Below are 25,481 nucleotides of genomic sequence, written 5' to 3' on the forward strand. Positions count from 1 at the left end.
TCTGGTCGCGCGCCTCAAAAGCGGCCAGCTTTCCAGCATTCCAGAGCTCCTGACGGCAAACGGACCTCTTATCTCATACACGGGATGAGGGGAGAAAATTCGCGAACATTCACCGGTTGTACGACTGGAATTTTTGGTGTTAGGATACCTTTGTATTACCAATATAAATCTATGGTTTCGAAGCTGCGGTTTGATGCCATGGGAGGGTGCTGTGCAGGGTGGTGCGACGGCGATCATGGACGAAACGGGCGGGGGCGGCATGCCGTCCGGGCTTGGGTCCCTGGAGCGCGCGGCCCGGCAGATGCTGCCCGATCTTGCGGCCCGCGCCGAAGCGGGGAGTGACGCCCAGCGGCTTTCCCCTGAAACCGTCGCGACCTTTCGTCAGGCCGGCTTCTTTCGCCTGTTGCAACCGGCGGCGCTTGGCGGCCATGAGGCCTCGCCCCGGCTATTGTTCCGGTTGCAGGCGCTGCTGGCGGAGGCGGATATGTCGGCGAGTTGGGTGCTCGCCAACATGGGCATTCTGGCGTTTCATCTGGCCTTGTTCGATCCGCGCGCGCAGGAGGATGTCTGGGGCGCCGACCCAGGCGCGATCCTTGCCTCCAGCAACATGCCCGGCGGACGGGCGGAGCCTGTGCCGGGCGGCTATCGTCTCTCCGGGTTCTGGCGGTTTTCCAGCGGTGTCGATCACGCCGACTGGCTGATCCTCGGCGGGCTGTGCCAGGCCGGGAGCGAGCTTGAGGACGGGGGGCTCGAGCCGCGCGCGTTTCTGGTACCGCGCGACGCGGTGGAGATTGTCCGCGACTGGGACGTCACCGGCCTGCGCGGCACCGGCAGCCATGCGCTGCGGATTGGCGAGGCGTTCGTGCCGGCCCATCGCACCCATCGCCATGCGGACCGGTTCGCTGGCACCAGTCCGGGACTGACGGTCAATCGGAGCGCGCTCTACCGCCTGCCGCTGCCGCAGCTTCAGTTTCGCGCCGTGTCCACCTCCTCCATCGGCGGGCTCAAGGGGATGCTGGCGACCTTCCTTGCGCAGAACGCGGACCGCACCTCGATGATGGCGCAGAAGATCGCCGAGGATCCGCATGTGCGCGGTCTGTGCGCCGAGACTGCGGCAACGGCGAGCGAGATGCTGGCGGCGATGGAACAGAGCTTTGCCGCCATGGAAGAAGCGGTTGCCGCCGGCGGCGAGCCGCCGCTGGAGGAGCGGCGGATCTATCGGCTGTCCGCCACCAGGGTGCCGGAGCGCTGTCTGGCGCTGGCCTCAGGGCTTTATCGCGCGGCCGGGGCGGCGGCGCTCTATCGCGGCTCGCCCATCGGCCGGATGTACCAGGACCTGCTCGCCGCCCGGCAACATGCGGCGAACCAGTTCGAATTGCACGGCCGGGCACTGGGCGCCGCCCTGTTCGGCCAGCCCGGGGAGGATGTGCTGCTATGACCGGTTCGCTGATCGCAGAGGTCGAGAGGGAGCGTCCGCCGCTCGTCGCCGCGCCGCCGCTGCCGTTTGCCGTGGCCTTCGATCCGCGCGACGAAGAGCTGGTGCTGGGGAAATGGCGGTCGATCCTGCGGTCGCAGCGCTGGAGCGATGGCGATCACACCCGCGAATTCGAGGCGCTCTGGTCGGAAATGACCGGGCTTGAGGCGGTGGCCTTCAACAACTGGGCCGGCGGCGCGCTGGCGGTGCTCGACTACATCGGCGTGGCGGGAGAGCGAGTTCTGTCGCCCTCCAACACCTTTCTGGCCACGCCTCGCTCGGCGATGCAATCGGGCGCCGAGGTGATCTTCTACGATTGCAATCGCGCCGACCTTTGCGGTGCCTTCGACGATTTCGTCGCCAAGGCGGAACGGCACCGGCCGAAGGCCGCGTGGATCGTCCACGTCGGCGGTCACATCGCCTTCGACGTGGAGCGGATCGCCGCCTATTGCCGGGAGACCGGTATCCGCCTGATCGAGGATTGCGCCCATGCCCATGGTGCGCATTGGAACGGGCGCCGCGCCGGCGCTTTCGGCGAGGCCGGCGTCTACTCCTTTTATCCGACCAAGACGATCTCTACCGGCGAGGGCGGCATGGTGGTGACCCGCGATCCGGAGATGGCCCGGCACCTGCGCTCCTTTCGCGACTATGGGCGCGGCTCCGGCTACCGCATCGCCAGCATGAACCACCGGATCGATGAGTTCACCGCCGCGCTCGGGGTGGTGCAGACCCGCCGGCTGGCGGACATCGTCGCCTGGAAGAACCGCTACGCCCGCGATGTTCTCGATCCGCAGCATCCCAACCGGGTGCGGCTGCCCGAAGGCATGATCAGCGGCTTGTACAAATACATCGTCTTCGACCCGATCGAGCGCTCGACCGGCAAGGTCTACGAGCAGCCGTGTCATCGCCTTCTGAAGGCGGATTGCGACCTGCCCAACACCGACTGGGTGGCGAAGAACCACTGGTGCGTGCCGCTCTACTATCCGGCGGAAGGGGCGGGGAGGGCTGGCGATACACGAAAATAAGCCGGCAAACAGCGCCATTGGGAGATGGCGCGCGGGACACCCGCGCCGGGGAATGAAGACGAACGAACGACACTGAAGAAGACCGGGAGGCCCGGTGCCGGCGGATCGCCGGCCCGGGAAGGTGGTCCAGACAGCGAGGATTGTTCATCATGAGCGTCGCACCGACACTTGACCTCAGCGCGCGGGTCACGGCGTCCCCGGTATGGCTGTGGCTCGATCCGACATCCCGTTGCAATCTGGCGTGCCGGCTTTGCTACACCAAGCAGAGCCACGGCCGGGAGGACATGGCGCCGGAGGATCTGCGCCGCATGCTGATCGACCTGCGCGACAACCCCTCCGTGGCGGTCCAGAGCATCCACCTCAACTGGCGCGGCGAGCCCTTGATGAACCCGCGCTTCGCCGAGCTGCTGGCGACGGTCGCCGAGGTGATGCCCGAGGTGAAGCTGCAGTGGCACACCAACGGCACCATGCTGACGCAAAAGCGGGTGCGCGAGATCCTGTCGGTGCGTTTCCCGCACAAGATCTTCGTCTCGCTCGATGGCGGCAACCGCCTGTCCCATGACCTCAACCGGGGTGAGGGCAATTTCGACAAGACCTTGCGCGGGCTGGAAACCCTGCTCGACCATGCGGCCGGGCGCGAGGACCTGACCATTGGCGTTTACCAGATCGACCTTGGCGAGCCGCTGACGGAGTATGACCCGCGGTTCCTGCAGCTTTTGCGGCGGGTCGATCAGCATGTGAAGGTCAAGCCCCTGCTGCCGGGCGGGGCGGAACAGGCGATCGGCCGTCCGGAGGTGCTGGAGAGCGAAGAGACCCTCGACCGGATGCTGTCGGAGGAGGTCCTGCCGCATCTGCCGGTGCCCGAGCGCCCCTGCTTCTGGGCCGGGCATGTGTTCTGCGTCAATCCCAATGGCGACGTGGCGGTCTGCGTCATCAGCCACGGGCGTCAGGGCATTGTCGGCAATCTGCTGACGGATGGCGCCGACCGGGTGCTGGCCGGTGCGCTCGCCTTTCGCTGCGGTCTGGCCGACCACGGACGCAGCGCGGTCGGCCATTGCAGCTCGTGCCGCAAACCGGCGGGCCGGATCCTGCCGCAACATCTTTCCCAGGAACAAAGCGCCATTGCCTGAGCAATGGCCGAATGACACGTGACGAGGAGACACCAGATGACACCTGTTTGGGCAATTGGCCTGATGACCGGAACCGTCCTCGACGGGATGATCGACGTGGCCATGATCAAGACCGACGGCGAGACGGTGGAAACCTTCGGCCCCTGGGATCTCGCCCCCTATCCGGTGGATCTGCGCGGGCTGTTGGGCCGCACCGTCGATGCGGCGCTGGAGTGGCGGTTCGAGGGGGCGGATCCGGCGATCTTCCGCGAGGCCGAACTGGCCCTGACCGAGGCCCAGTCGGAGGCGGTCAACCGGTTCCTCAAGGCCAATGACTTCCGGCCGCAGGATGTGGAGGCGGTCGGCTTCCACGGCCAGACGGTGCTGCATATCGCGCCGGAGAACGGCGCACGCGGCTATACGCGCCAGCTCGGCGATGGCGCCCGCATGGCACAGATGGTCGGCACCAATGTGGTCTATGATTTCCGCAGCGCCGACATGGACGCGGGCGGCCATGGCGCGCCGCTCTCGGCGATCTATCACCAGGCGCTGTTGCGCAAGATCGGCGCGGGAGCCGAGACGGCGATCCTCAATCTTGGCGGCGTCGCCAACCTGACCTGGTGCGATGGCGAGGAGATGATTGCCTTCGATACCGGTCCGGCCAATGGTCCGATCAACGACTGGATCGGCCGCCATGGCAAGGGAGAGATGGATGTGGATGGCGCCATTGCCGCATCGGGAACCGTGGATGAGGCGCGGCTTGCCGAGCTTCTGACCCATCCGTTCCTGACGGCGGACTTCCCGAAGTCGCTCGACCGCTACGATTTCCCCGCCTCGATGGCCGATGGGCTCGATCTGGCCGATGGCGCGGCGACGCTGACCGCCTTCACCGCCGGCACGGTCGGCAAGGCGCTGGACATGCTGCCGCGCCGTCCGGACAGGATCATCGTCTGCGGCGGCGGCCGCAAGAACCCGGTGATCATGCGCGAGCTGGCCCGGCGTACCGGCGCCGAACCAGTGCCGGCGGAGGCGGTGGGCCTGCGCGGCGATGCGATCGAGGCGGAGTGTTTCGCCTATCTCGCCGTCCGCTCGATGCGCGGTCTGCCGATCAGCTACCCGCTGACCACCGGCGTTGCCACGCCCATCACCGGCGGGGTGCTGGCGCCAGCGCGCAAGGCCGCCTGATACCGTGCCCCCGGGTGCCCTCGCGAATGGGCGGCATCCGGGGGCGAACCTCTTGGTCGGAGACCAGGGATGCCGCATGCAAAGAGGGACCCGCAGAACCAGACGGGAGCGCAGGCGCCGCCGCCGCCGGTCGACGCGGTGCTGGCGGAGCTGCGCGGCGCGCTCGCCGCCGAGGGTGACTGGGGCGAAGCGGTCCGGGCGCTGCTCGACCTGGAGGCGGGGCTTGTCGCCTTGCCGCCGGAGCGCTGCTGCGACGAGACCCGGTTTCACGGCTGCCAGTCCCAGGTCTGGCTGGAGCTGGCGCGCGATCCGGCGGATGGCCGCATCAGCGTGCGGGCGATGTCCGATGCCCGGATGATGCGCGGTCTGCTGGCGGTCGCCACCCGCCTCTATCATCGGCGAACCCCTGCCGAGATCGTCGCGCTGCCGCCCTCCCGCCTTGAGGAACTGGGGATCGGCGGTTTTCTGGCGCCGAGCCGGGCCAATGGTTTCCGGCGCATTCTGGAGCATATCCGGCACTTCGCCGAGGCGTGCGAACGACAGGAGGCAAACGGATGAGCGCAGCGCTGACGGCCGAAGAAGAGGTGCACTACCAGAGGCAGATGGTGATGCCGGACTGGGGCCGGACCGGGCAGGAACGGCTCAAGGCCGCGCGGGTGCTGGTGGTCGGGGCCGGCGGTCTCGGGTCCCCGGTGCTGCAGTATCTCGGCGCCGCCGGCGTCGGCACCATCGGCATCGCCGATTATGATTTCGTCGAGGTCTCGAACCTGCACCGTCAAGTGATCCACCGGCTTGCCGATCTCGACAGCCCGAAGACCGCGAGCGCGGCGGCGGCCCTGCGCGCCGCCAACCCGCATATCGAGGTGGTTGAGCATTTTTCGCCGGTGAACGAAGAAAACGCCGCCGGCCTCATCGCCGGCTACGACCTTGTCGCCGATTGCACCGACAATTTCGCCACCCGCGATGCCCTGCACGCGGCCTGTCTGGCACAGCGCAAGGTGCTCGTCAGCGGTGCGGCGCAGATCGCCGACGGTACGGTCACCACCTTCGCCGCCTTCCGTCCGGGCGATGGCAACCCATGCTTTCGCTGCCTCTATCCGGATGTCCTGACGCCGGCCCTGACCCCGCCCTGCTCCGAAATCGGCGTGGCCGGCCCCGTGCTCGCGGTCATCGGCGGGCTGCAGGCGATGGAGGTTCTGAAGGAGATCATTGGCGGCGCCGGCAGTCTCTCCGGCACCATTCTCGTCTATGACGGCTGGCAGGCGGACCTGCGCCGCATGCGCCTCGATCGCCGGCCGGGCTGTCCCCATTGCGCCGGGGCGGCAGGGGGTGCCGGCACGGCGGAGACAGCCTATCCGCCGGTCACCGGCGGGTAGATCTCGATCTCATCGGCAGAGGAAATCCCATGGGAGGGTTCCACATAGCGCCGGTCGACGACATAGCGAAGGGCCTGGGGCATCCGGAAAAGCTCCGCCGCGTCCTGGTGTCTCTCCGCCAACAGCCCGGTCAGCCCCTCGATGGTGGTGACCGTCTCGGGCAGGGTGATCGTCTCCTCCTCGCAGCCGGTCCTGGTCTTCAGCCAGGAATAGAAACGGATCTTCATGACAGTTTCTCCTTCTCGCTCCGGTTGAGAATTAATGTATAATAAGAGTAATTCAAAGGTCAAGGATGGTGAAATGAAGTCTTTGAAAGGAATAAGGGTTCTTGATCTTTCGCGATATATTGCGGGACCCTTTTGTGGGCAGGTTCTCGGCGACCTCGGTGCGGATGTCGTCAAGATCGAGCGGGTTCAAGGTGGAGAAGAAGGGCGGCGCATCGGCGAAATGCTCAAGGGCGAAAGCCTGTTCTTCATGGGCGCCAACCGCAACAAGCGCAGCCTGACACTTGATTTCCGCGATCCCGATGCGCAGGCGCTGCTGCGCCGGCTGATCGGGGAGGCGGATATCGTCATCGAGAATTTCCGGCCCGGAACCATGGAAAAGATGGGGTGCGGCTACGCGGAGCTTGCCGCCATCAATCCAGGCCTGATCCTGGTCCGCGTCTCCGGCTTCGGTCAGGAGGGGCCGATGGCCTCCCATCCCTGTTTCGACGGGGCGGCCCAGGCCCATAGCGGGCTGATGACCCTGACCGGGCCGGCGGACGGGCCGCCGACCATGGCCGGCGTGTTCGTCGCCGACTATTCCACCGCGCTCTATGGGGCGATCGGCGCGCTTGCCGCGCTTCAGGCGCGGGCGACCACCGGGCGCGGCCAGGTGGTCGAGGCCACCTTGATGGACAGCGCCATGTCGATGCTGACCACCGCCATTGCCGAGCGGCAGCTTCTCGGCCGCGAGCAGACCCGGCTGGGCAATCGGGATCGTTACCTCGCGCCCTCCCACTGCTTCCGCAGCCGCGATGACAAATGGATCTACATCGTTGCCGGCAACGACTATCATTTCATCCGCTTCATCGAGGCGATGGGCCGGCCGGAGCTGGCGGAAGATCCGAGGTTTTCCTCCTTTGTTGCCCGCAACCAGCATGTGCCGGAACTGGAGGCGCTGATCGACGACTGGGGCGCCCGGACCGATGCGGAAGAGATCCTTGCCACCTTGCATGCGGCGGGGGTGCCGTGCGAGCCGGTGGCGGCCATCGCCGATGTGATCGACAATCCGCAGGTGCGCCATCGCCGGCAGATCGTGGAGGTCGACCACCCGGAAGGCGGCGAGGTGCCGGTGCCGGCCCCGGCCATGCGCCTTTCCGATACGCCGGCGGATGTGTTTCGCGGGCCGCCGGCGCTGGGTGCGCATACCGGCGAGGTCCTGCGCGAATGGCTGGGCATGGCCGATGAGGAGATCGACCGGCTCTCCGCCGCCGGCCGGATCTGAGCCCGGGCGTCCCTCGGCAGCCCTTCAGGTGTCGGCGTTGGCGATGTCCTGCCGCTCTCCACCGGTCCAGACCGTCCGGACGGCAAGCTCGGGCGAGAGTGCGACCACATCCGCGTCATACCCGGCGGCAAGTCGTCCCTTGCGGGCGCCGACGCCCACCGCTTCGGCCGGGTAAAGGCTCGCCATCCTCAGCGCCTCATCGAGCGGGATGCCGACCTCCCGGTGCAGCAGGCGGATGGAGGAAATCATGTCGATATCCGCCCCGGCCAGGGTGCCGTCGTCAAGGGTGAGGCGGCCGCCGGAGCGGTAGATGGTCCGCCCGTTCAGGGTGAACTGGGTCATGTCGGTGCCAAGTGGCGCCATGGCATCGGTGACGAGGAAGATCCGCCCCGGCCCGGCCTTGGCCCTGAGGGCAATGGCCATTGCCGCCGGGGCGACATGGAAGCCATCGGCGATCAGCCCGGCCGACAGGGTGCCGGTATCGAGCGCGGCACCGACGAGGCCCGGCTCCCGGTGGGCGAGCGGGCTCATGGCATTGAAGAGGTGCGTGACGAGCCGGGCGCCGGCCGCCGCATAGGCCCGGGCGGTGGCGCAGTCGGTGTTGCTGTGGCCAAGGCTCACCACCGCGCCCGCCTCGGCAAGCGCGGTCACTTGCGCCGGGCTGGCGTTTTCCGGGGCAAGGGTGACGATCAGCACCGGCAGAGCACGGGCGGCGGCGGTCAGCCGATCAAGATCCGTGTCTTCCATCGGCCGGATCAGCGCCGCGTCATGAGCGCCCTTGCGCGCCGGCGCCAGATGGGGCCCTTCCAGATGAAGGCCGAGAAACCCGGGAATGTTCGCGCGTGCGGCCTCTTCGGCGGCGTCGATCGCCGCTTGAGTGGTCTCGGCGGTATCGGTGATCAGCGTCGGCATCAAGGCGGTGGTGCCGAACGGGCGATGGGCGGCGCAGATGGTGGCGATGGTCTCGGCGGTCGGCGCGTCGTTGAGCAGCAGGCCGCCGCCGCCATTGACCTGAAGGTCGACAAAGCCGGGCACCAGCCACTGACCGTCGGCCCGCTCGATCCGGCACCCTTCGGGCAAATCCCCGGGCGCTGCGAGACCGGCGATCCGGTCGCCGTCGATCAGAAGGGCGGTGTTGTCATGCCAGTTCGCGCCGTCAAACAGGCGGGCACAGGTGATGGCGGTAACGGTACTCATCGGGTCTCGGTCACCTTTCTCAGGCTCTGGGGAGCATCCGGATTGCGCCCGCGCTGGCGGGCGAAGGCTTCGACGAAGGCATAGAAGGGAACGATGGCGGCAGCGGCATCAAGGAGCGGGTGGCCGGTATCGATCCGCGGCAGCCGGGCCGCGCTGCCGGAGGAGGGGCCGGTGAGGAAGGCGTCGGTGCCCTTCTGGCCGAGGCCGTCGACGGTGGCGGCGATGCCGCTTTCGGCCGCATCCGCCACGGCAAAGGCAAGCACTGGAACGCCGGGGCCGACAATCTCCACCGGGCCATGCAGGACCTCTGCGGTCGAATAGGCCTCGGCATGAAGACCGCAGGTTTCCTTGAACTTCAGCGCCGCCTCATGGGCGATGGCGGCGGTCGGCCCCCGGCCGAGCACATAAAGCGAGCGCGCCGGCTCCAGCGCCTCGGCAAGGCCGGGCCAGTCGAGCCGGGTCGCCGCCGCAAGATGCTCCGGCAGCCGGTGCAGCGCGGCGCGCAATTCTGCGTCCTCGCCCCATTCGGCCAAAAGCGCCAGGCCTGCGACCAGTGAACAGACGAAGCTCTTGGTCGCGGCCACGCTTTGCTCCGGGCCGGCGCAAATGTCGATGGCGTGATCGCTGGTGCGCGACAGGGGGGAGGGCAGGGTGTTGGCGAGACAGAGCGTCAGCGCGCCGCCATCCCGCGCGGCCTGCATCATGGCAACGATATCCGGGCTGCGGCCCGATTGGGAAATGGTGAGCGCCGCGCCGGAGCCAAGGCGCGGCGTCACCCCATAGACCGAGGCGAGCGAGGGGCCGAGCGAGGCGACCGGGATGCCAAGGGTCAGCTCCACCGCGTATTTCAGGAAATGCGCGGCATGGTCGGAGGAGCCACGGGCAATGGTCGCCAGCACCGTCGGCGCGCGCGCCCGCAAGGCCGCGCCTGCTTCGGCAAGGGCGTCGCCCGACCCGGACAGCAGGCGGAAGACCGCTTCGGGGATCTCATCGATCTCACGGCGCATATGGGTCGGCATCGCTGGCAGGCTCCTAGGGTCTGGATTCATAAATGAGGTCGAAATGGTTTGAGGCGGATTGCTTCTGATCGAGGAGCGGAAGCGCAGGAAATGTGGTTCATTTTCAAGCCTTTCGGGACGCAGAGCAGGCGCAATCCGGTCAAATCCTCAAGGACATGGAAATGGCTTCGCCCTGCATCGTCAGCGCATTTGACCGGGCAGCAAGCCCGCTCCGCACGCCCTTCCTCGCGAGGCTTTGCCATTTCCCATGCCATGTCAGCCTCATTTATGAATCCAGACCCTAACGGTGCGGTGTTTCGGCGGCGGGGTGAAAGTGGCGCCGGGCCCTGGCAACGGCGCCGGTGAGCGCATCGGCGCGCGGCTCCGACAGCCGGTCGCGATGGCGCGCGGCGAGCCGGAGGCGATAAAGCGGCGCCAGCCCACCCATCAGGCACAGGCGCGGGCAGTCCGCCCAGCCGAAGTGATCAAGCGCCCGGTCGATGAACCCGCAGGCCTCGGTAAGGATCGCCAGCGCCAGCCCATCGCCCTCGTCGGCGGCTTTGAACAGGCGCGGGGCGAGGCGGGCGAAATCGACCGGCGCGGCAGCGGTTGCAAACGCGACCAGCCGGCCCGGGTCATTGCCGTATTCGTCAAGCAGGGCGCGGGACAGATCGGAGGGCGGGCGCAGGCCGTCATGGGCGAGCAAGGTCTGCTCGATCAGCGCCTGCCCGAGACGGGCGCCGCTTGCCTGGTCGCCGCTGACAAAGCCCCAGCCGCCGGCTTTGGTCACCTGGCCGCCCCGCCGGGACATGAACACCGATCCGGTTCCGAAAATGGCGATCAGCCCGTCGCCCTCGCCGATGGCGCCCTCGAAGGCGATCTCCACATCATCGACGAAGACGGTTCGAGCAAACGGCAGCGGTGGCTCGGCCAGGGTGTCCGGGGTGCTGGTATTGACGCCGGCGAGGCCAAGCAGCGCGGGAAACCGGGACAGGGAACAGTCCGCCATGCCGGCCTCCGCAAGCGCGGCCTGCGTCGCCGCGACGATGTTGGCACGGGCCTCGTGCGGGGCGGAGACGATGTTCGCCGGACCGGTCGTCGCCCGCCCGAGAATGCGGCCGCACGGGTCCGCGATTGCCGCGCGGCACGTGCTTCCCCCGCCATCGATGGCCACCATCAGATCCAGCATCTTGCGCTCCTTGCGGCTATGGTACCAAAAAAATACCACTCAGTTCCAGTGAATGTTTGTCGCGGACAGTCGCCGGGCTGGATCTTGCGTTCTCGGCCAAGGTGCCAGGCCCATGCGAGACCGATGGCACTCGCTGCAGACGCTTTGGCGGAGAAGCGGGAAGCCCTTCGGAAGCTTGATGCTTTTCTGAGCGGTTGTCGTGAGGTTTTCACCGCGCATGGTGCCCTTTCTGCTGGTTTTCGCGCATGGACGACGCAGAGGAGCGGCGGGCGCTGGCGTGTTTTTCCGGCAAAGTGGCTTGGCAATTGGTCGGAAAGGTATTGAACTTGTGTGTCGATGGCGCCACTGTGCGATGACCGTCCGGAAGGATGGTTTGCCACCGTGTGGCCAATCGTGCCGAAAAGGCGCTTGTGGGAGGAGATCAGACATGAAGACCGCATTGAGGGGCGCACTGCTGGCCGCCACCGTGCTGGCCGCCTGCGGCCCGGCCGTCGCCGAGGATGTGACGCTGACCATCGAGAGCTGGCGCAACGACGATCTGTCGATCTGGCAGGAGACGATCATCCCTGCCTTCGAGGCGAAGCACCCAGGTATCAAACTGGTCTTCGCCCCGGTGGCGCCGACCCAGTACAACGCCGCGCTCAACGCCAAGCTGGAAGGCGGGACCGCCGGCGATCTGATCACCTGCCGTCCGTTCGACGGCTCTCTGGATCTGTATGCCAAGGGGTATCTGGCCAAACTCAACGATCTCCCCGCATTGGAAAACTTCTCCGAGGTCGCCCGCAGCGCCTGGACCACGGACGATGGCAGCGCCACCTTCTGTGTGCCGATGGCGGCGGTGATCCATGGCTTCATCTACAACAAGGACGCCTTCGCGGAGGTTGGCGTTGAGGTGCCGACCACTCAGGCGGAGTTCATGGATGTGCTGGCCAAGCTGAAGGACGAGGGCTCCTATGTGCCGATGGCCATGGGTACGCTCGACCAGTGGGAAGCGGCGACGATGGCTTACCAGAACATCGGACCGATGTACTGGAAGGGCGAGGAGGGGCGCAAGGCGCTCATCGCCGGCACCGCGAAGATGACCGACCCGGAATGGGTCAAGCCGCTTGAGGTGATCGCCGGCTGGAAGCCCTATCTCGGCGATGGCTTCGAGGCACAGGCCTATGCGGACAGCCAGAACCTGTTCACCCTTGGCCGCGCGGCGATCTTCCCGGCCGGGTCCTGGGAAATCTCCGGCTTCAAGCGCGATGCGGACTTCGAGCTCGGCGCCTTCCCGCCGCCGCTGCCCGCAGCCGGGGACAAATGCTACATCTCCGATCACAACGATATCGCCATCGGCCTGAACGCTGCCTCGCCCAATGCGGACGCCGCCCGGACCTTCCTGGAATGGATGGGCACCAAGGAATTCGCGGAGCTTTATTCCAACAGCCTGCCGGGGTTCTTCTCGCTCTCCAGCCATGAGATCACCCTCGACGATCCGTTGGCGAACGAGTTCGTGTCCTGGCGCAAGAGCTGCGATTCCACCATTCGTTCGGCGGCGCAGATCCTGTCGCGCGGCACGCCGAACCTGTGGAGCCAGATGTGGGGCGTTGCCGCCAATGTGGTGAACGGCACCCAGTCGCCGGCCGATGCCGCCGCCGAGATGCAGGCCGGCCTTGCCGCCTGGTACGAGCCGCAGAAGAACTGAGCACCCCGTGTCAACGCCTCCGTGCCCGTCCCCGGGCGCGGAGGAGCGGGTCGGACAGTGGGCAAGGACAGTGGCGGCAATGGGCGGCAAACCGCAGAAGAAGCCTTTTCCCTGGCATATTCCGGTGTTTCTGGCGCCGGCGGTGCTGATCTACACGCTGGTGATGATCCTGCCACTGGCGGAGACGCTGCGCCTGTCGTTCTTTCAGCGCGATCCGGTGTCCCAGGCGAGTTTCTACGTGGGCTTTGCCAACTACGCGCGGCTGTTCTTCGATCCGTTCTGGGTCGGCCCGTTCTTCAATGCGCTGGGCAACAATCTCTATTTCTTTGTCATTCACATGCTGGTGCAGAACCCGATCGGCATCCTGATCGCCGCGCTTTTGTCGATGACCCATCTGCCGGGCAAGAAATTCTACCGCACGGCGATCTTCCTGCCGACGCTCCTCTCCTTCGTCGTGGTGGGCTTTGTCTGGAAGCTGATGCTGTCGCCGCTGTGGGGGGTGAGCAAGGACATGATGTCCTCGGTCGGGCTCGGCCATCTGTTCATGCCGTTTCTCGGCAAGGAGGAAACGGCGCTGACCACCCTGTCGCTGATTTCCGTCTGGCAGTTCGTCGGCATTCCGATGATGCTGATCTACGCAGCATTGCTGTCGATCCCCGACGAGGTGATCGAGGCGGCCGAATGCGACGGGGTCACCGGCCTGTCGCAGTTCTTCAAGATCAAGCTGCCCCTGATCCTGCCGACCGTCGGCATCATCTCGATCCTGACCTTCGTCGGCAATTTCAATGCTTTCGACCTGATCTACACCACCCAAGGGCCGTTGGCCGGGCCGAATTTCTCCACCGATCTGCTCGGCACGATCCTCTACCGCACCTTCTATGGCCAGCAGACCCAGCCCGGGGATCCCAACATGGGCGCGGCAATCGCCACGGTGATGTTCTTCATCATCCTCGCCGGCGTCGCGGTCTACCTGTTCGTCATCCAGCGCAAACTCACGCGCTACGAGATGTGAGGCGAGGATGGCTTTCTCCCGTGCCCGGCGCAATCTGATCGCGGAACTCGGCGCCCATGCGATCCTCTTGACCTTCACCGTGATCGCCCTGTTTCCGGTGCTGCTGGTTCTGATCAATTCCCTGAAGACCAAGAAGGCGATCTTCCGCGCGCCGCTGGCCCCGCCCGATGCCGAAACCTTCGATCTGATCGGCTACGCGACGGTGCTGGCGCAAGGCAACTTCCCGCTCTATTTCTGGAACTCCCTGTTCGTCACCCTCGGCAGCCTGTTCCTCGTCCTGCTTCTCGGGGCGATGGCGGCCTTCGCCTTGAGTGAATACCGCTTTCCCTTCAACCGCTTCGTCGCGCTCTACATGGCGCTGGGGATCATGGTGCCGATCCGCCTCGGTACCGTCGGCATTCTCAATCTGATGGTGGCGACCGGTCTGGTGAACACCCACTGGGCGCTGATCCTCGTCTACACCGCGCAAGGCCTGCCCTTGTCGATCTTCATCCTGTCGGAGTTCATGGCGGTGGTGTCGAAGGACCTGAAGGCGGCCGGGCGGATCGACGGCCTGTCCGAATACGCGATCTTCTTCCGGCTGGTGCTGCCCCTGGTGCGTCCGGCCATGGCGACGGTGGCGGTCTTCACCATGATCCCGATCTGGAACGACCTGTGGTTCCCGCTGATCCTCGCCCCGGCGGAGGAAACCAAGACCCTCACCCTCGGTGCCCAGGTGTTCGTCGGCCAGTTCGTCAGCAACTGGAACGCCATTCTCGCGGCGATGGCGCTGGCGATCGTCCCGGTGCTGATCCTCTATCTCATCTTTTCGCGGCAGTTGATCCGCGGCATCACCGCAGGAGCGGTCAAATGAACGCGCGCACCCCGCCCGTCAGCGTCCTTGTCGTCGGTCTCGGCAACATGGGGCTCAGCCATGCGCTGGCCTATGAGCGAAACCCGGGCTTTGCCATCGCCGGGCTGGTCAACCGCTCGGAGGTGACCCTGCCGGAGGAACTGGCGGCGCATCCGCAGCATCGCTCCTTCGAGGAGAGCCTGGAGGAGCTGAAGCCGGAGCTCTGCGCCATCGCCACCTATTCCGACAGCCATGCGGACTACGCGATCAAGGCGCTGGAGGCGGGGGCGCATGTGTTCGTGGAAAAGCCGCTGGCGACGAGCGTTGCCGATGCGCGCCGGGTGGTCGATTGCGCCAGGGCCAACAATCGCAAGCTGGTGGTCGGCTATATCCTGCGCCACCATCCTTCCTGGCAGACGCTGATCGCCGAGGCGCGGGAGCTGGGCGGGCCTTACGTGTTTCGCATGAACCTCAATCAGCAGTCGAGCGGGCCGACCTGGGAAACCCATCGCCGGCTGATGTCGACGACACCGCCGATTGTCGATTGCGGCGTGCATTACGTGGATGTGATGTGTCAGATCACCGATGCGGCGCCGGTGGAGGTGCGCGGCATGGGGCTGCGGCTGGCCGACGATATCGCCGCCGACATGTACAACTATGGTCATTTTCAGGTGCTGTTCGATGACGGCTCGGTCGGCTGGTACGAGGCGGGCTGGGGTCCGATGATGTCGGAGACCGCCTATTTCGTGAAGGACGTGATTTCACCGAAGGGCGCCGTGTCGATCGTCATGGATGAGGGAGGGGGCGAAGGCGCACGCTCCGATGACATCGACGGGCATACCCGTACCGCGCGGATCCGGGTGCACCGGGCCGAACGCGGCGCCGATGGCCGCTTCGCCCGACCGGATCGCGACCTCGACATGGCCGATGAACCGGGGCATCTGGAGCTTTGCGCCCGCGAGCAGGCCTTCATGCTGGCGGCGATCCGCGAGGACATCGACCTTGAGCGGCACATGCTCGATGCGGTGCGGTCGCTTCATATTTGCCTCGCCGCCGACGAAAGCGTGCGCAGCGGCCGCCCCGTTTCTTTGCGTTCCTGACCTGCCTCCCCGCCATGCCACGTCCCTCCAACCAGATGGAAACAGATCCTTGGGCTCCCTGAAACTGACCGGCATTCGCAAGTCCTTCGGCGCCGTCGATGTGCTGAAGGGGATCGATCTGGACGTCGCCGACGGAGAATTCGTGATTTTCGTCGGCCCGTCTGGCTGCGGCAAGTCGACCTTGCTGCGCATTATCGCCGGGCTGGAGGATGCCAGCGACGGGCGGGTGGAGATCGACGGGCGCGACGTCAGCGCCGTGCCGCCGGCCAAGCGCGGCATCGCCATGGTGTTCCAGACCTATGCGCTCTACCCCCATCTCACCGTGCGCGACAACATGGCACTCGGGTTGAAACAGGCCGGCGCGGCGAAGGAAACGATTGCCAGCCAGATCGAGATGGCCTCGGCGATGCTGTCGCTGGAGGATTATCTGCAGCGCCGGCCGGCCGAGCTGTCCGGCGGTCAGCGCCAGCGGGTGGCGATCGGCCGGGCGATCGTGCGCGACCCTGAGCTGTTCCTGTTCGATGAACCCTTGTCCAATCTCGATGCGGCGCTGCGCGTCAACACCCGTCTGGAGATCGCCCGGTTGCACCGGCAGATCCGCTCCACCATGGTCTATGTCACTCATGATCAGGTCGAGGCGATGACCCTGGCCGACCGGATTGTCGTGCTGAATGGCGGGATCGTGGAACAGGTCGGTTCGCCGATGGAGCTCTACAACAAGCCGGCGAACCGGTTCGTCGCCGGCTTCATCGGCTCGCCGCAAATGAATTTTCTGGATGCGGAGCGGACGGGTGAGCCGGGCTGTGCGTCGGTCGGCGTGCGGCCGGAGCATTTTTCCGTTTCACGCGATGGCGGGCGCTGGAGCGGCGAGGCGGTGCATGTGGAGCATCTGGGCGCCGACACCATTCTCTATCTCGACAGCAAGGAGGTGGGCGCGCTGACCGCAAGGCTGTTCGGCGAACACGCCTTCACCGCCGGCGACACGCTCTATGTCACGCCGCTGGAGGGGCAGCTCTACCGTTTCGATGCGGATGGCCGCACGCTTTTCTGAGGCAGGGGCTGAAGGCGGAGAGGTCGCGGGCGGGGCCATCGGCCCCGCCATCGGGCGTCAGCCGGAAACCGTCTGCCCGGCGAGCTTGCGGGCCTGATCGAGCCATCCATCCCGCTCGATCCGGCCACGGAAGTCGAGCCGGGTGTCGAGCGCTTCGATCTGCGCGTCGGTCAGGGCGGCAATCTGCCAGTAGTGGAAAATGCCGGCGCCGTTGAGTGCCGTTTCCAGCTTGGGTCCGACCCCGGAAATCGCCTTCAGATCATCGGCTGCGCCCTTGGGCTCGGCCAGCAGGATCGCCGCGAGCGGGTCCGCCGAGGCCGTCACGGGCGTGGAGTTGGCGGTTTTCGGAGCGCCTGCGCTTGCCGGTGCCTTGGTGACGGCGGGGCGGTCCCGGCGCTGGGAATGGGTGCGGATGAAGTCGAGAATGCGCGGGGCGATCTCGGCCCGGAAGCGCGATCCGTTGAACACGCCATAGTGGCCGACATTCGGCTGCATGTAATGGGCGCGCTTGTCGTCGGTGAGGCTGGTGCACAGGTCGTGGGCGGCCTTGGTCTGGCCGCGCCCGGTGATGTCGTCCTTCTCGCCCTCGACCGTCAACAGGGCGGTGTTGCGGATGGCGCCGCAGTCCACCAGCTCCCCGCGATGGCGGAATTCGCCCTTCGGCAGGGCGTGCTTGATGAACACGGTGTCGACCGTCTGCAGATAGAACTCGGCGGTCAGGTCCATCACCGCCAGATACTCGTCGTAGAACTCCCGGTGCTTTTCCGCGCTGTCGCCATCGCCTTGGACCAGATGCTGGAAAAAGTCGCGATGGGCGGTCACATGCCGGTCGAGGTTCATCCCCATGAAGCCGGAAAGCTGCAGGAAGCCGGGGTAGACCGCGCGCAGGAATCCGGGCTGGGGGAAGGGAACGGTCATGATCACATGGCGTTCGAACCAGCCGATTCCCTTGTTTTCGGCCAGGTCGTTGACGGCGGTCGGGTTGATACGGGTGTCAATCGGTCCGCCCATCAACGTGGCGGTCGTCGGCGCCAGCGGGTCGCCGCGCTGTTCCATCACCGCCACGGCCGCAAGAGCCGGCACGGAGGGCTGACAGACCGCCATCACATGGGTGTCCGGCCCCAGGAAGTGCAGCATCTCGATGATGTAGTCGATGTAGTCGTCGAGATCGAAGCGGCCCTCGGCCAGCGGCACCATGCGGGCGTCGATCCAGTCGGTGATGTAGATCTCCGCGCTTGGCAGCAGCGTTTCCACCGTGCCGCGCAGCAAGGTCGCGTAGTGGCCCGACATGGGCGCGATCAAGAGGATCTTCGGGTCGCTGTGCTTGCGCGGCCCCGTCTTGCGGTCGAAATGCAGGAGATTGCAAAACGGCTTCTGCCAGACGATTTCCTCGCGAACCGGCACCTTCACCCCGCCGACCGTCGTCTCGGTCAGGCCGAATTCCGGCTTGCCGTAGCGCCGTGTCAGCCGCTCCACCAGCTCGCATCCGGCGGCGACGGATCGGCCGAAGGGCGTGTGCGACAGCGGGTTCATCGCGTTCTTGAAATAGAGGCGCGTCAGATCCGCGGTGGCCCGGATCGGGCTCATGGCCGCATGATTGAGCTCATAAAGGTGGTAAAACGACACGTGATCGGTCCTCGCAAATTCGCGGCGACGGGAGAATGATCACCGGCATCTTCTTTTGCATTGCAAAATAATATGACAAGCGCAGGATAGCTAGCAACTAAGACTCTTGTCGGAAGTGTCAATTGTTCGCGACTTGTTGCATACTTTCAACATCCTGGAAAACTGCCCCCTAACGGCCGATTTCGCGGCGGGACGACAATTCCATTTCAAAACAAAGTGCTTCGCGTAGATGGTTGTGCGCTGCGGCATACGATTGTGGGCTGGCCGCCGACGGGGGACGTTCGTCGCTTGGATGCCGGATTTCAGGCGGCGAGGTCGGCGACCACCGCATCGAGCACGAGAAAACCGGTCGGCGTGACCCGCACCCAGTCCGGGCCGAGTCGCTCGATCATGCCATGCTCGATCAGTTGGGCGATGCGGCGCGGATCGATCTCGCGGCCGGCGATGGACCGGTAGCGCGCCAGATCGACGCCCTCCACCAGCCGCAGGCCCATCAGCAGGAATTCATCGCCTTGCTGTTCCTCGGTCAGGCCCAGGTCCTCGACAAGCCCGTGCCCCTGCCGCTCCACCGCCTCCAGCCAGGTTTCCGGGTGCCGCTCTACCGCCGTTGCGCTCTTGCCGGTCGCGCTGGTCAGCCGGCCATGGGCGCCGGGGCCGGTGCCCACATAGTCGCCATAGCGCCAGTAGACGAGGTTGTGCTGGCACTGGGCGTCGGGCGCGGCGTGGTTGGAGACCTCGTAGGCCGGCAGCCCGCGCAGGGCGCAGAGCTCTTGCGTGATTTCGTAAAGACCGGCCGCAAGGTCCCCGTCCGGGGGGACGAGCTTGCCCGCGCGGTAGAGGTCGAAGAACGGTGTGCCCTGCTCGATGGTCAGCTGGTAGAGCGACAGGTGATCGGCGGCCAGGTCGATGGCCGCCGACAGTTCCGCGCGCCAGCTGTCGGCATCCTGCCCGGGCCGGGCATAGATCAGATCGAAGGAAATGCGCTCGAAGGTGCTCCGCGCGATGTCGATCGCCGTTTTCGCCTGGGCCGTGTCATGCAGCCGGCCGAGCCGTTTCAGATCGGTGTCGTTGAGCGCCTGGACGCCAAGCGACAGGCGGTTGACGCCCGCCGTCCGGTAGCCGCGAAACCGTCCGGCCTCGACGCTGGAGGGATTGGCCTCCATGGACACTTCCACCGCCGGATCCACCGACCACAGGCCGGAGATCGCATCGAGGATGCGCCCGACCGTGGCCGGCTCCATCAGCGATGGCGTGCCGCCGCCGAGGAAGATCGAGTTGACGGTCCGCCCCGGGGTGCGTTCGGCGAAATAGGCAAGTTCCCGCTCGAAGGCGGCGGCAAAGCGCGCCTGATCGACCGCCGTGTGACGCACATGGCTGTTGAAGTCGCAATAGGGGCACTTGGCCTGACAAAAGGGCCAATGCACATAGATGCCGAAACCGCCGGACGCAGGCAGGGTCATTTTCCCTCCAGACAGGCCCTGGAAAAGGCGGCGAAGGCCCTGGCGCGGTGCGACAGCGCCTCGCCCGCTTCCGGGCGGCCATGTTTTTGCTCCGAAGTCATCTCGCCGAAGGTAAGACTTTCGCCGTCCGGCTGGAACATCGGATCGTAGCCGAACCCTTCTGTGCCGCGCGGCGGCCAGACGATCTGGCCTTCGATCTCCCCCCGGAACAGGGTGCTGCGCCCGTCCGACCAGGCGAGGCACAGGACGGCGACGAAGGAGCCGCGCCGGTCTTCCGGGCTGATCGCGCCGGCCTGATGCAGCTTCTCCTCCACCGTGCGCATGGCCATGGCGAAGTCCTTCTCCGGTCCGGCCCAGCGGGCGGAGTAGATCCCCGGATCGCCATTCAGGGCAAAGACGCAAAAGCCGCTGTCATCGGCTAGCGCCGGCAGGCCGGAGGCGGCAGCGGCCGCTTTCGCCTTCAGCTCCGCGTTGGCCTCGAAGGTCAGCCCGGTTTCCTCCGGCTCCGGCAGGTCGAGTTCGCCCGCCGACACCACGTCGAACCCGTAAGGGGCCATCAGCTCCCGAAATTCGCGGATCTTGCCCGCGTTGTGGCTGGCGACCACGACCCGGCCGGGTTCAAGCTTGTACTGGCTCATGCGAGGGACCTTTTCGTCTTCCGGGCCATTCTCTAGAGGATCGCCATCTTCTGCAGCTCGACCAGCCGACTGATGCCGCCCTTGGCCAGGGACAGGAGCTGGGCGAATTCCTCTTCGCTGAACGGCGCGCCTTCCGCGGTGCCCTGGATCTCGACGATGCCGCCGGAGCCGGTGATGACGAAATTGGCGTCGGTTTCGGCGGTCGAGTCCTCATCGTAGTCGAGGTCGAGCACGGGGGTGCCATTGTAGATGCCGCAGGAGACGGCGGCGATATGGTCCTTCAGCACCGGCCGGGTCAGCATGTCGCGGGTCTTCATCCAGGTGATGCAGTCGCTGAGGGCGACCCAGGCGCCGGTGATCGCCGCGGTGCGGGTGCCGCCATCGGCCTGCAGCACGTCGCAATCCACCGAGATCTGCCGCTCGCCGAGCGCCTGCAGATCGACCACCGCCCGCAGCGAACGGCCGATCAGGCGCTGGATCTCAAGGGTGCGGCCCGACTGCTTGCCGGCCGAGGCCTCGCGGCGCATGCGGTCGCCGGTCGCGCGCGGCAGCATGCCGTATTCGGCGGTGACCCAGCCCCGGTTCTGCCCGCGCAGCCAGGGCGGAATGCGCTCTTCCAGGCTTGCGGTGCACAGGACGTGGGTGTCGCCGAACTTCACGAGGCAGGAGCCTTCCGCGTGCTTGGAGACGTTCCGTTCCAGCGTGACGGCGCGCATTTCATCCGCCGCGCGTTTGGATGGCCGCATGTAAGGTTCCCTTCCTGGCAAAGCTGTCCGGCGACCGGCGTCTGTCGCCGGGCGGTTTCTGGCGCCCTTCTAGAGCAAGATGGGCCGGGAGGAAACGTTTGCGTGCGTCTCTCCGGTCCCGCTCTCCGCCTTGCTACAGCGCGGGGCAGCGCACGATCATGATTCGACTTGACAGTTGGGACGGGATTTTCGCTCAAATACGTCCTATATCAAGGTCCGGACCATCAACGGCACGCGGTGCCGTGCCCCGTGCCCGAGCATGAGGGCGCCGGGCGTAGCGGGCCATTGCAGGGGAATGGTGAAGTGACATTGGGCGTTCCGTCCGTCAGCCTGAGCGATCTGGATCAACGCTCGCGCGAGATTTTCCGGGCGATCGTGGAAAGCTATCTCGACACCGGCGAGCCGGTGGGCTCGCGCAATCTGTCGCGTCTGCCGTCGATCCAGCTCTCGCCGGCCTCGATCCGCAACATCATGGCGGATCTGGAACATGCCGGGCTGCTCTACTCGCCGCACACCTCCGCCGGCCGGATGCCGACGGAAGGGGGCTTGCGCTTTTTCGTCGATGCGCTGCTGGAAGTCGGCGACCTGACCAGCGACGAACGCGCCCAGATCGAGGTGCAGGTCAAGGCGGCGCGCAGCGAGCGCACCAGCGAGCAGCTTCTGACCGAGGCCAGCCAGATGCTCTCCGGCCTCTCGCGCGGGGCTGGCGTGGTGTTCACCCACAAGGCGGATGTGCGCCTGCGCCACGTGGAGTTCGTGCGTATCGAGCCGCAAAAGGCGCTGGTGGTTCTGGTCGGCGACGACGGGTCTGTGGAAAACCGCATTATCTCGCTGCCGGCCGGCCTGCCGCCCTCGGCGCTGGTGGAAGCCTCGAACTTTCTGACCAGCCTGATCCGGGGCCGGACGCTGGCCGAAGCGCGGCGCGATCTGGAGCGCCAGCGCGACAGCCGCCAGGCGGAACTCGACCGGCTGACGGCGAAGGTGGTGGAAGCCGGCATCGCCACCCGCACCGGCGCCAGCGACGATGTGGGATCGCTGATCGTGCGCGGTCGCTCCAATCTCCTGTCGGACATGGACGCGGCCGGCGATCTGGAGCGCATCCGCCTGTTGTTCGACGATCTGGAGAACAAGAGCGACCTGATCCAGCTTCTGGCGCTGGCCGAGCGCGGCGACGGGGTGCGGATCTTCATCGGCTCGGAGAACAAGCTGTTTTCCCTGTCCGGCTCGTCGATTGTCGTCTCGCCGTTCCGCGATCAGGATGAACGGATCATCGGCGTGCTCGGGGTGATCGGCCCGACCCGCCTCAACTATGCCCGCATCATCCCGATGGTCGACTACACCGCGCGGCTGGTCGGCCGGCTGCTCGGCTAGTTTGTGAACCCCGCGCCGCTGTTGATGCCGCGCCGCCTTCCCTTGAACCGGATACCCAAGTAGACCCCATGAGCCTCAGCGCCGCCGAACTGGAACGTTACGCCCGCCATATCGTCCTGCAGGATGTCGGAGGTCCCGGCCAGCAGAAGCTGAAGGCCGCCCGGGTGCTGGTCATCGGTGCCGGGGGGCTCGGCGCGCCGGTGCTGCTTTATCTGGCCGCCGCCGGTGTCGGCACCCTCGGGATCGTCGATGACGACACCGTGTCGCTGTCCAACCTGCAACGGCAGGTGATCCATGACACGGACCAGATTGGCGAGCCGAAAGTGGCGAGCGCGGCGGAAGCCATCGCCCGGCTCAATCCGCATGTGAAGGTGGAACCGCATCCGGTGCGCCTTCGTCCGGAAAACGCGCTGGCGCTGATTTCGCGCTACGATCTGGTGATCGACGGGTCGGACAATTTCTCCACCAAGTATCTGGTTTCCGATGCCTGTTTCTTTGCCAGGCGGCCGCTGTTGGCCGGGGCGGTCGGGCGGATGGACGGCTCGTTGACCCTGCTGAAACCCTATGAGAGCGACGCGGACGGACAGCCCAATCCGACCTATCGCTGTCTCTTTCCCGAGCGCCTGCCCGATGGCGCCCTGCCCACTTGTGCCGAAGCCGGGGTGCTTGGCGCCCTCACCGGTGTCATCGGTGCCCTGCAGGCGATGGAAGCGATCAAGGAAATCACCGGTTTTGGTGAAGGGCTGGTCGGGCGCCTGCTGCTCTACGATGCCCGGGCCATGCGGTTCGAGACGATCCGCTACCGCTGGTCGCGCAAGAACCCGCTGACCGGTGACACGACGCTGACCTATCCGGAACTGGCGGGCGCGTGAGGCGGCTTCTGGCCCGACTGGCGCCCGAGCCCCTGCCGGACGAGCTGTGGCTGACCGTGGGCGGTGTGCGGCAGGCCATTCGCCTGAAGCGCAACGACCGCGCCAAGCGCTATATCCTGCGCCTGCCCGCTGGCGGCGATCCGGTGCTCACGGTGCCGGCCCGTGGCACGCTGGAGACTGCCCGGCGCTTTGCCGAAGATCATCGGGGCTGGCTGGCGGACAGGCTGACACGCCGTCCCGAAGGCATTCCCTTCGCCGATGGAGCGGCCATTCCCTTGCGCGGCGCGCTGCATCGCGTGGTCGCAGGTGCCCGTCTGCGGGGGCTGGTGACCCTGCGCCCGGGCGAGGGGCTGCCGGAGATCGAGGTGCCCGGCGATCCGCGTCACCTTGCCCGCAAGCTCACCGACTGGCTGAAGCGCGAAGCGCGCCGCGATCTGGAACAGGCGGTGGCCGTTCATACCGCCCGTCTCGGGCTCTCCCATGCGGGCCTGTCGCTGAAGGACACCCGCAGCCGCTGGGGATCCTGCACCGCCGCTGGCCGGCTGTCGTTTTCCTGGCGGCTGGTTCTGGCGCCGCCCGATATTCTCGACTACGTCGCCGCCCATGAGGTCGCCCATCTGGCGGAGATGAACCACGGCCCCCGCTTCTGGGAGCTGTGCCGCGCTCTGGCGCCGCAGACCGATGAGGCCAGGCTCTGGCTGCGGCGCGAGGGGGCAGGGCTGCACCTTTACGGATAAGCCAGTACGGGGCCGTCCGCTGCTGTGCGAAAAGGATTTCCCTTCGCCGCGCGCTGATCTATGGTGCGCGCTCCTTATTGGTTGCGGTTGAAACGATATTTTAAAGCCAAACACCTGGTCCCTGACGTTCCTTCTGGCGGCGCTGACCGCCCTCGGTCCCCTGTCAACGGACATGTACCTCCCGGCTCTGCCGGACATCGTGCGCGATATGGCCACCTCGAAGGAGGCGGTCCAGCTCACCTTGTCGCTGTTTCTGGCGGGCTTTGCCTCCGGGCAGGTCTTCTATGGCCCGCTCGCCGACCGGCTTGGGCGCAGGCCCGTTCTGCTGGCCGGGCTCGGCATCTACGCGGTCGCCAGCTTTGCCTGCACCTTCGCCCCCTCCATCGAGGTGTTGGTCGGTGCCCGGTTCCTTCAGGCCTTCGGGGCCGCCGGACCCGTGGTGCTGGCACGGGCGATGGTGCGCGATCTTTATGACGGTCCCCGCGCGGGGCAGGAACTGGCGCGCATGGGGTCGATCATGGGGCTGGCGCCGTCGGTGGCGCCGTTCTTCGGCGGGCTGATTGCCGCCGCGGGCGGGTGGCGGATGGTGTTTCTTGTCTCGCTCGCCTTCGCCGGGGTTCTGCTGGTGTCCGTGTTGCGGCGGCTGCCGGAAACCCTGCCGGCACGCGAGACCTCAAGGTTTTCCCTCGGCGGGATGCTGCGCGGCTTTGCCGGCCTGCTGCGGCATCAAGGCTTTCGCGCCTATCTGGCGATCGTCACCCTGACCTTTGCCGGCCTGTTTGCCTTCATCTCCGGCTCGTCCTTCGTTCTTCAGGATATCTACGGCCTGTCGCCCGTCGCCTATGGCATCGCCTTTGGCGTCTGTGCCGGCGCCTATGTCGTCGGCACGCTGATCGGGCAACGGGTGGCGCCGCGTCTCGGCGGCGAGGCGGCCATCGCTCTGGGCACCGGCATGTTGGCGCTGGGCGGTCTGGCGATGGTGCTGGCGCTCCTCGCCCAGCCGCATGTGCTGACGGTGGTGCTGCCGATGATGCTCTATATGGCCGGGGTCGGGCTGGCGATGCCCCTGTCCCAGGCGGCGGCCCTGCTGCCCTTTCCCGACCGGGCGGGCACCGCCTCCTCCCTGCTCGGCATCGGCCAGATGGGAACGGCGGCCCTCGTCGGCATCGGTGTCAGCGCCACGCTCGGCGGCACCGGGCTGGCTCTGGCGCTGATCATCGCCGGGCATGGGGTGGCGGCGTTTCTTGTCTTTCTGATGACGCGCGGGGCGCGCGCGGTGGTCTGACCGAGGTCGCGTGCGGGCGGCGG

Annotated in this window: 24 protein-coding genes; 16 read left to right on the forward strand and 8 right to left on the reverse strand. The window is 66.3% G+C overall.

Annotated elements, in window-relative coordinates:
• Window positions 1–211 precede the first annotated feature (211 nt).
• From LC062_RS14600 to LC062_RS14625, 6 genes are all read left to right on the forward strand, one after another.
• Window positions 212–1,438 carry an acyl-CoA dehydrogenase family protein gene (locus LC062_RS14600; protein ID WP_224911772.1) on the forward strand — a complete coding sequence of 409 codons (1,227 nt, stop codon included), beginning with the start codon at window positions 212–214 and terminating at the stop codon, window positions 1,436–1,438.
• Window positions 1,435–2,499: a DegT/DnrJ/EryC1/StrS family aminotransferase gene (locus LC062_RS14605; protein ID WP_224911773.1), complete on the forward strand. Its 1,065-nt coding sequence runs from the start codon at window positions 1,435–1,437 to the stop codon at window positions 2,497–2,499. The genes LC062_RS14600 and LC062_RS14605 overlap by 4 nt, the downstream gene beginning before the upstream one ends.
• Window positions 2,500–2,648: 149 nt before the next feature.
• Window positions 2,649–3,629 carry a radical SAM protein gene (locus tag LC062_RS14610; protein ID WP_224911774.1) on the forward strand — a complete coding sequence of 327 codons (981 nt, stop codon included), beginning with the start codon at window positions 2,649–2,651 and terminating at the stop codon, window positions 3,627–3,629.
• A 36-nt stretch (window positions 3,630–3,665) separates the two neighbouring features.
• A complete protein-coding gene (locus tag LC062_RS14615) occupies window positions 3,666–4,793 on the forward strand; it encodes an anhydro-N-acetylmuramic acid kinase (protein ID WP_224911775.1) in 1,128 nt (375 codons plus the stop codon).
• A 69-nt stretch (window positions 4,794–4,862) separates the two neighbouring features.
• On the forward strand, window positions 4,863–5,351 hold the full coding sequence (locus LC062_RS14620) for a SufE family protein (protein WP_224911776.1): 489 nt from the start codon (window positions 4,863–4,865) through the stop codon (window positions 5,349–5,351).
• Window positions 5,348–6,169 carry a HesA/MoeB/ThiF family protein gene (locus LC062_RS14625; protein ID WP_224911777.1) on the forward strand — a complete coding sequence of 274 codons (822 nt, stop codon included), beginning with the start codon at window positions 5,348–5,350 and terminating at the stop codon, window positions 6,167–6,169. Before LC062_RS14620 ends, LC062_RS14625 begins: the two co-directional genes overlap by 4 nt.
• On the opposite strand, the gene LC062_RS14630 is transcribed toward LC062_RS14625, so the two are convergent.
• Window positions 6,145–6,396 carry a MoaD/ThiS family protein gene (locus LC062_RS14630; protein WP_224911778.1) on the reverse strand — a complete coding sequence of 84 codons (252 nt, stop codon included), beginning with the start codon at window positions 6,394–6,396 and terminating at the stop codon, window positions 6,145–6,147. The two genes, LC062_RS14625 and LC062_RS14630, sit on opposite strands and share 25 nt — an antisense overlap.
• Window positions 6,397–6,469: 73 nt before the next feature.
• Here LC062_RS14630 and LC062_RS14635 point away from each other — a divergent pair, with 73 nt between their 5' ends.
• Window positions 6,470–7,657: a CaiB/BaiF CoA transferase family protein gene (locus LC062_RS14635; RefSeq protein ID WP_224911779.1), complete on the forward strand. Its 1,188-nt coding sequence runs from the start codon at window positions 6,470–6,472 to the stop codon at window positions 7,655–7,657.
• A 24-nt stretch (window positions 7,658–7,681) separates the two neighbouring features.
• Here the strand turns inward: LC062_RS14635 and nagA are convergent, their stop codons facing one another.
• The 3 genes from nagA to LC062_RS14650 form a co-directional block, all read right to left on the reverse strand.
• Window positions 7,682–8,854: an N-acetylglucosamine-6-phosphate deacetylase gene (nagA, locus tag LC062_RS14640; protein ID WP_224911780.1), complete on the reverse strand. Its 1,173-nt coding sequence runs from the start codon at window positions 8,852–8,854 to the stop codon at window positions 7,682–7,684.
• Complete coding sequence (locus LC062_RS14645; protein WP_224911781.1) at window positions 8,851–9,873, reverse strand: SIS domain-containing protein; 1,023 nt, start codon at window positions 9,871–9,873, stop codon at window positions 8,851–8,853. The genes nagA and LC062_RS14645 overlap by 4 nt, the downstream gene beginning before the upstream one ends.
• A 280-nt stretch (window positions 9,874–10,153) precedes the next feature.
• Window positions 10,154–11,041: a BadF/BadG/BcrA/BcrD ATPase family protein gene (locus LC062_RS14650; RefSeq protein ID WP_224911782.1), complete on the reverse strand. Its 888-nt coding sequence runs from the start codon at window positions 11,039–11,041 to the stop codon at window positions 10,154–10,156.
• Window positions 11,042–11,468: 427 nt separating this feature from the next.
• Here LC062_RS14650 and LC062_RS14655 point away from each other — a divergent pair, with 427 nt between their 5' ends.
• The 5 genes from LC062_RS14655 (at window position 11,469) to LC062_RS14675 (ending at window position 16,723) form a co-directional block, all read left to right on the forward strand.
• The gene (locus LC062_RS14655) at window positions 11,469–12,728 is read left to right on the forward strand and encodes an ABC transporter substrate-binding protein (protein WP_224911783.1); all 1,260 of its coding nucleotides are present in this window, start codon (window positions 11,469–11,471) and stop codon (window positions 12,726–12,728) included.
• 79 nt (window positions 12,729–12,807) lie between these two features.
• Window positions 12,808–13,740, forward strand: coding sequence for a carbohydrate ABC transporter permease (locus tag LC062_RS14660; protein WP_224911784.1), 933 nt, complete (start codon window positions 12,808–12,810; stop codon window positions 13,738–13,740).
• 7 nt (window positions 13,741–13,747) lie between these two features.
• Entirely contained in the window at window positions 13,748–14,593 is an 846-nt protein-coding gene (locus LC062_RS14665; protein ID WP_224911785.1) for a carbohydrate ABC transporter permease, read from the forward strand.
• The gene (locus LC062_RS14670; protein ID WP_224911786.1) at window positions 14,590–15,672 is read left to right on the forward strand and encodes a Gfo/Idh/MocA family protein; all 1,083 of its coding nucleotides are present in this window, start codon (window positions 14,590–14,592) and stop codon (window positions 15,670–15,672) included. Before LC062_RS14665 ends, LC062_RS14670 begins: the two co-directional genes overlap by 4 nt.
• Window positions 15,673–15,721: 49 nt before the next feature.
• Entirely contained in the window at window positions 15,722–16,723 is a 1,002-nt protein-coding gene (locus tag LC062_RS14675; protein ID WP_224911787.1) for an ABC transporter ATP-binding protein, read from the forward strand.
• Between the two features lie 57 nt (window positions 16,724–16,780).
• Here the strand turns inward: LC062_RS14675 and phaZ are convergent, their stop codons facing one another.
• From phaZ to rph, 4 genes are all read right to left on the reverse strand, one after another.
• Window positions 16,781–18,310 (reverse strand): polyhydroxyalkanoate depolymerase, encoded by a 1,530-nt coding sequence (phaZ, locus tag LC062_RS14680; protein ID WP_404829730.1) that lies wholly within the window; start codon window positions 18,308–18,310, stop codon window positions 16,781–16,783.
• Between the two features lie 341 nt (window positions 18,311–18,651).
• Window positions 18,652–19,809: a radical SAM family heme chaperone HemW gene (hemW, locus tag LC062_RS14685; RefSeq protein WP_224911789.1), complete on the reverse strand. Its 1,158-nt coding sequence runs from the start codon at window positions 19,807–19,809 to the stop codon at window positions 18,652–18,654.
• A complete protein-coding gene (gene rdgB, locus LC062_RS14690) occupies window positions 19,806–20,447 on the reverse strand; it encodes an RdgB/HAM1 family non-canonical purine NTP pyrophosphatase (RefSeq protein WP_224911790.1) in 642 nt (213 codons plus the stop codon). Before rdgB ends, hemW begins: the two co-directional genes overlap by 4 nt.
• A gap of 32 nt (window positions 20,448–20,479) precedes the next feature.
• On the reverse strand, window positions 20,480–21,193 hold the full coding sequence (gene rph / locus LC062_RS14695; RefSeq protein WP_224911791.1) for a ribonuclease PH: 714 nt from the start codon (window positions 21,191–21,193) through the stop codon (window positions 20,480–20,482).
• 303 nt (window positions 21,194–21,496) lie between these two features.
• Here rph and hrcA point away from each other — a divergent pair, with 303 nt between their 5' ends.
• The 4 genes from hrcA (at window position 21,497) to LC062_RS14715 (ending at window position 25,458) form a co-directional block, all read left to right on the forward strand.
• On the forward strand, window positions 21,497–22,564 hold the full coding sequence (gene hrcA, locus LC062_RS14700) for a heat-inducible transcriptional repressor HrcA (RefSeq protein ID WP_224911792.1): 1,068 nt from the start codon (window positions 21,497–21,499) through the stop codon (window positions 22,562–22,564).
• A 68-nt stretch (window positions 22,565–22,632) separates the two neighbouring features.
• On the forward strand, window positions 22,633–23,436 hold the full coding sequence (locus LC062_RS14705) for a molybdopterin-synthase adenylyltransferase MoeB (protein ID WP_224911793.1): 804 nt from the start codon (window positions 22,633–22,635) through the stop codon (window positions 23,434–23,436).
• Complete coding sequence (locus tag LC062_RS14710; RefSeq protein ID WP_224911794.1) at window positions 23,433–24,173, forward strand: M48 family metallopeptidase; 741 nt, start codon at window positions 23,433–23,435, stop codon at window positions 24,171–24,173. The genes LC062_RS14705 and LC062_RS14710 overlap by 4 nt, the downstream gene beginning before the upstream one ends.
• Before the next feature lie 133 nt (window positions 24,174–24,306).
• A complete protein-coding gene (locus LC062_RS14715; protein ID WP_224911851.1) occupies window positions 24,307–25,458 on the forward strand; it encodes a multidrug effflux MFS transporter in 1,152 nt (383 codons plus the stop codon).
• Window positions 25,459–25,481: the final 23 nt, after the last annotated feature.

The sequence above is a fragment of the Stappia indica genome (genome assembly GCF_020177335.1).
Lineage (GTDB): Bacteria > Pseudomonadota > Alphaproteobacteria > Rhizobiales > Stappiaceae > Stappia > Stappia indica_B.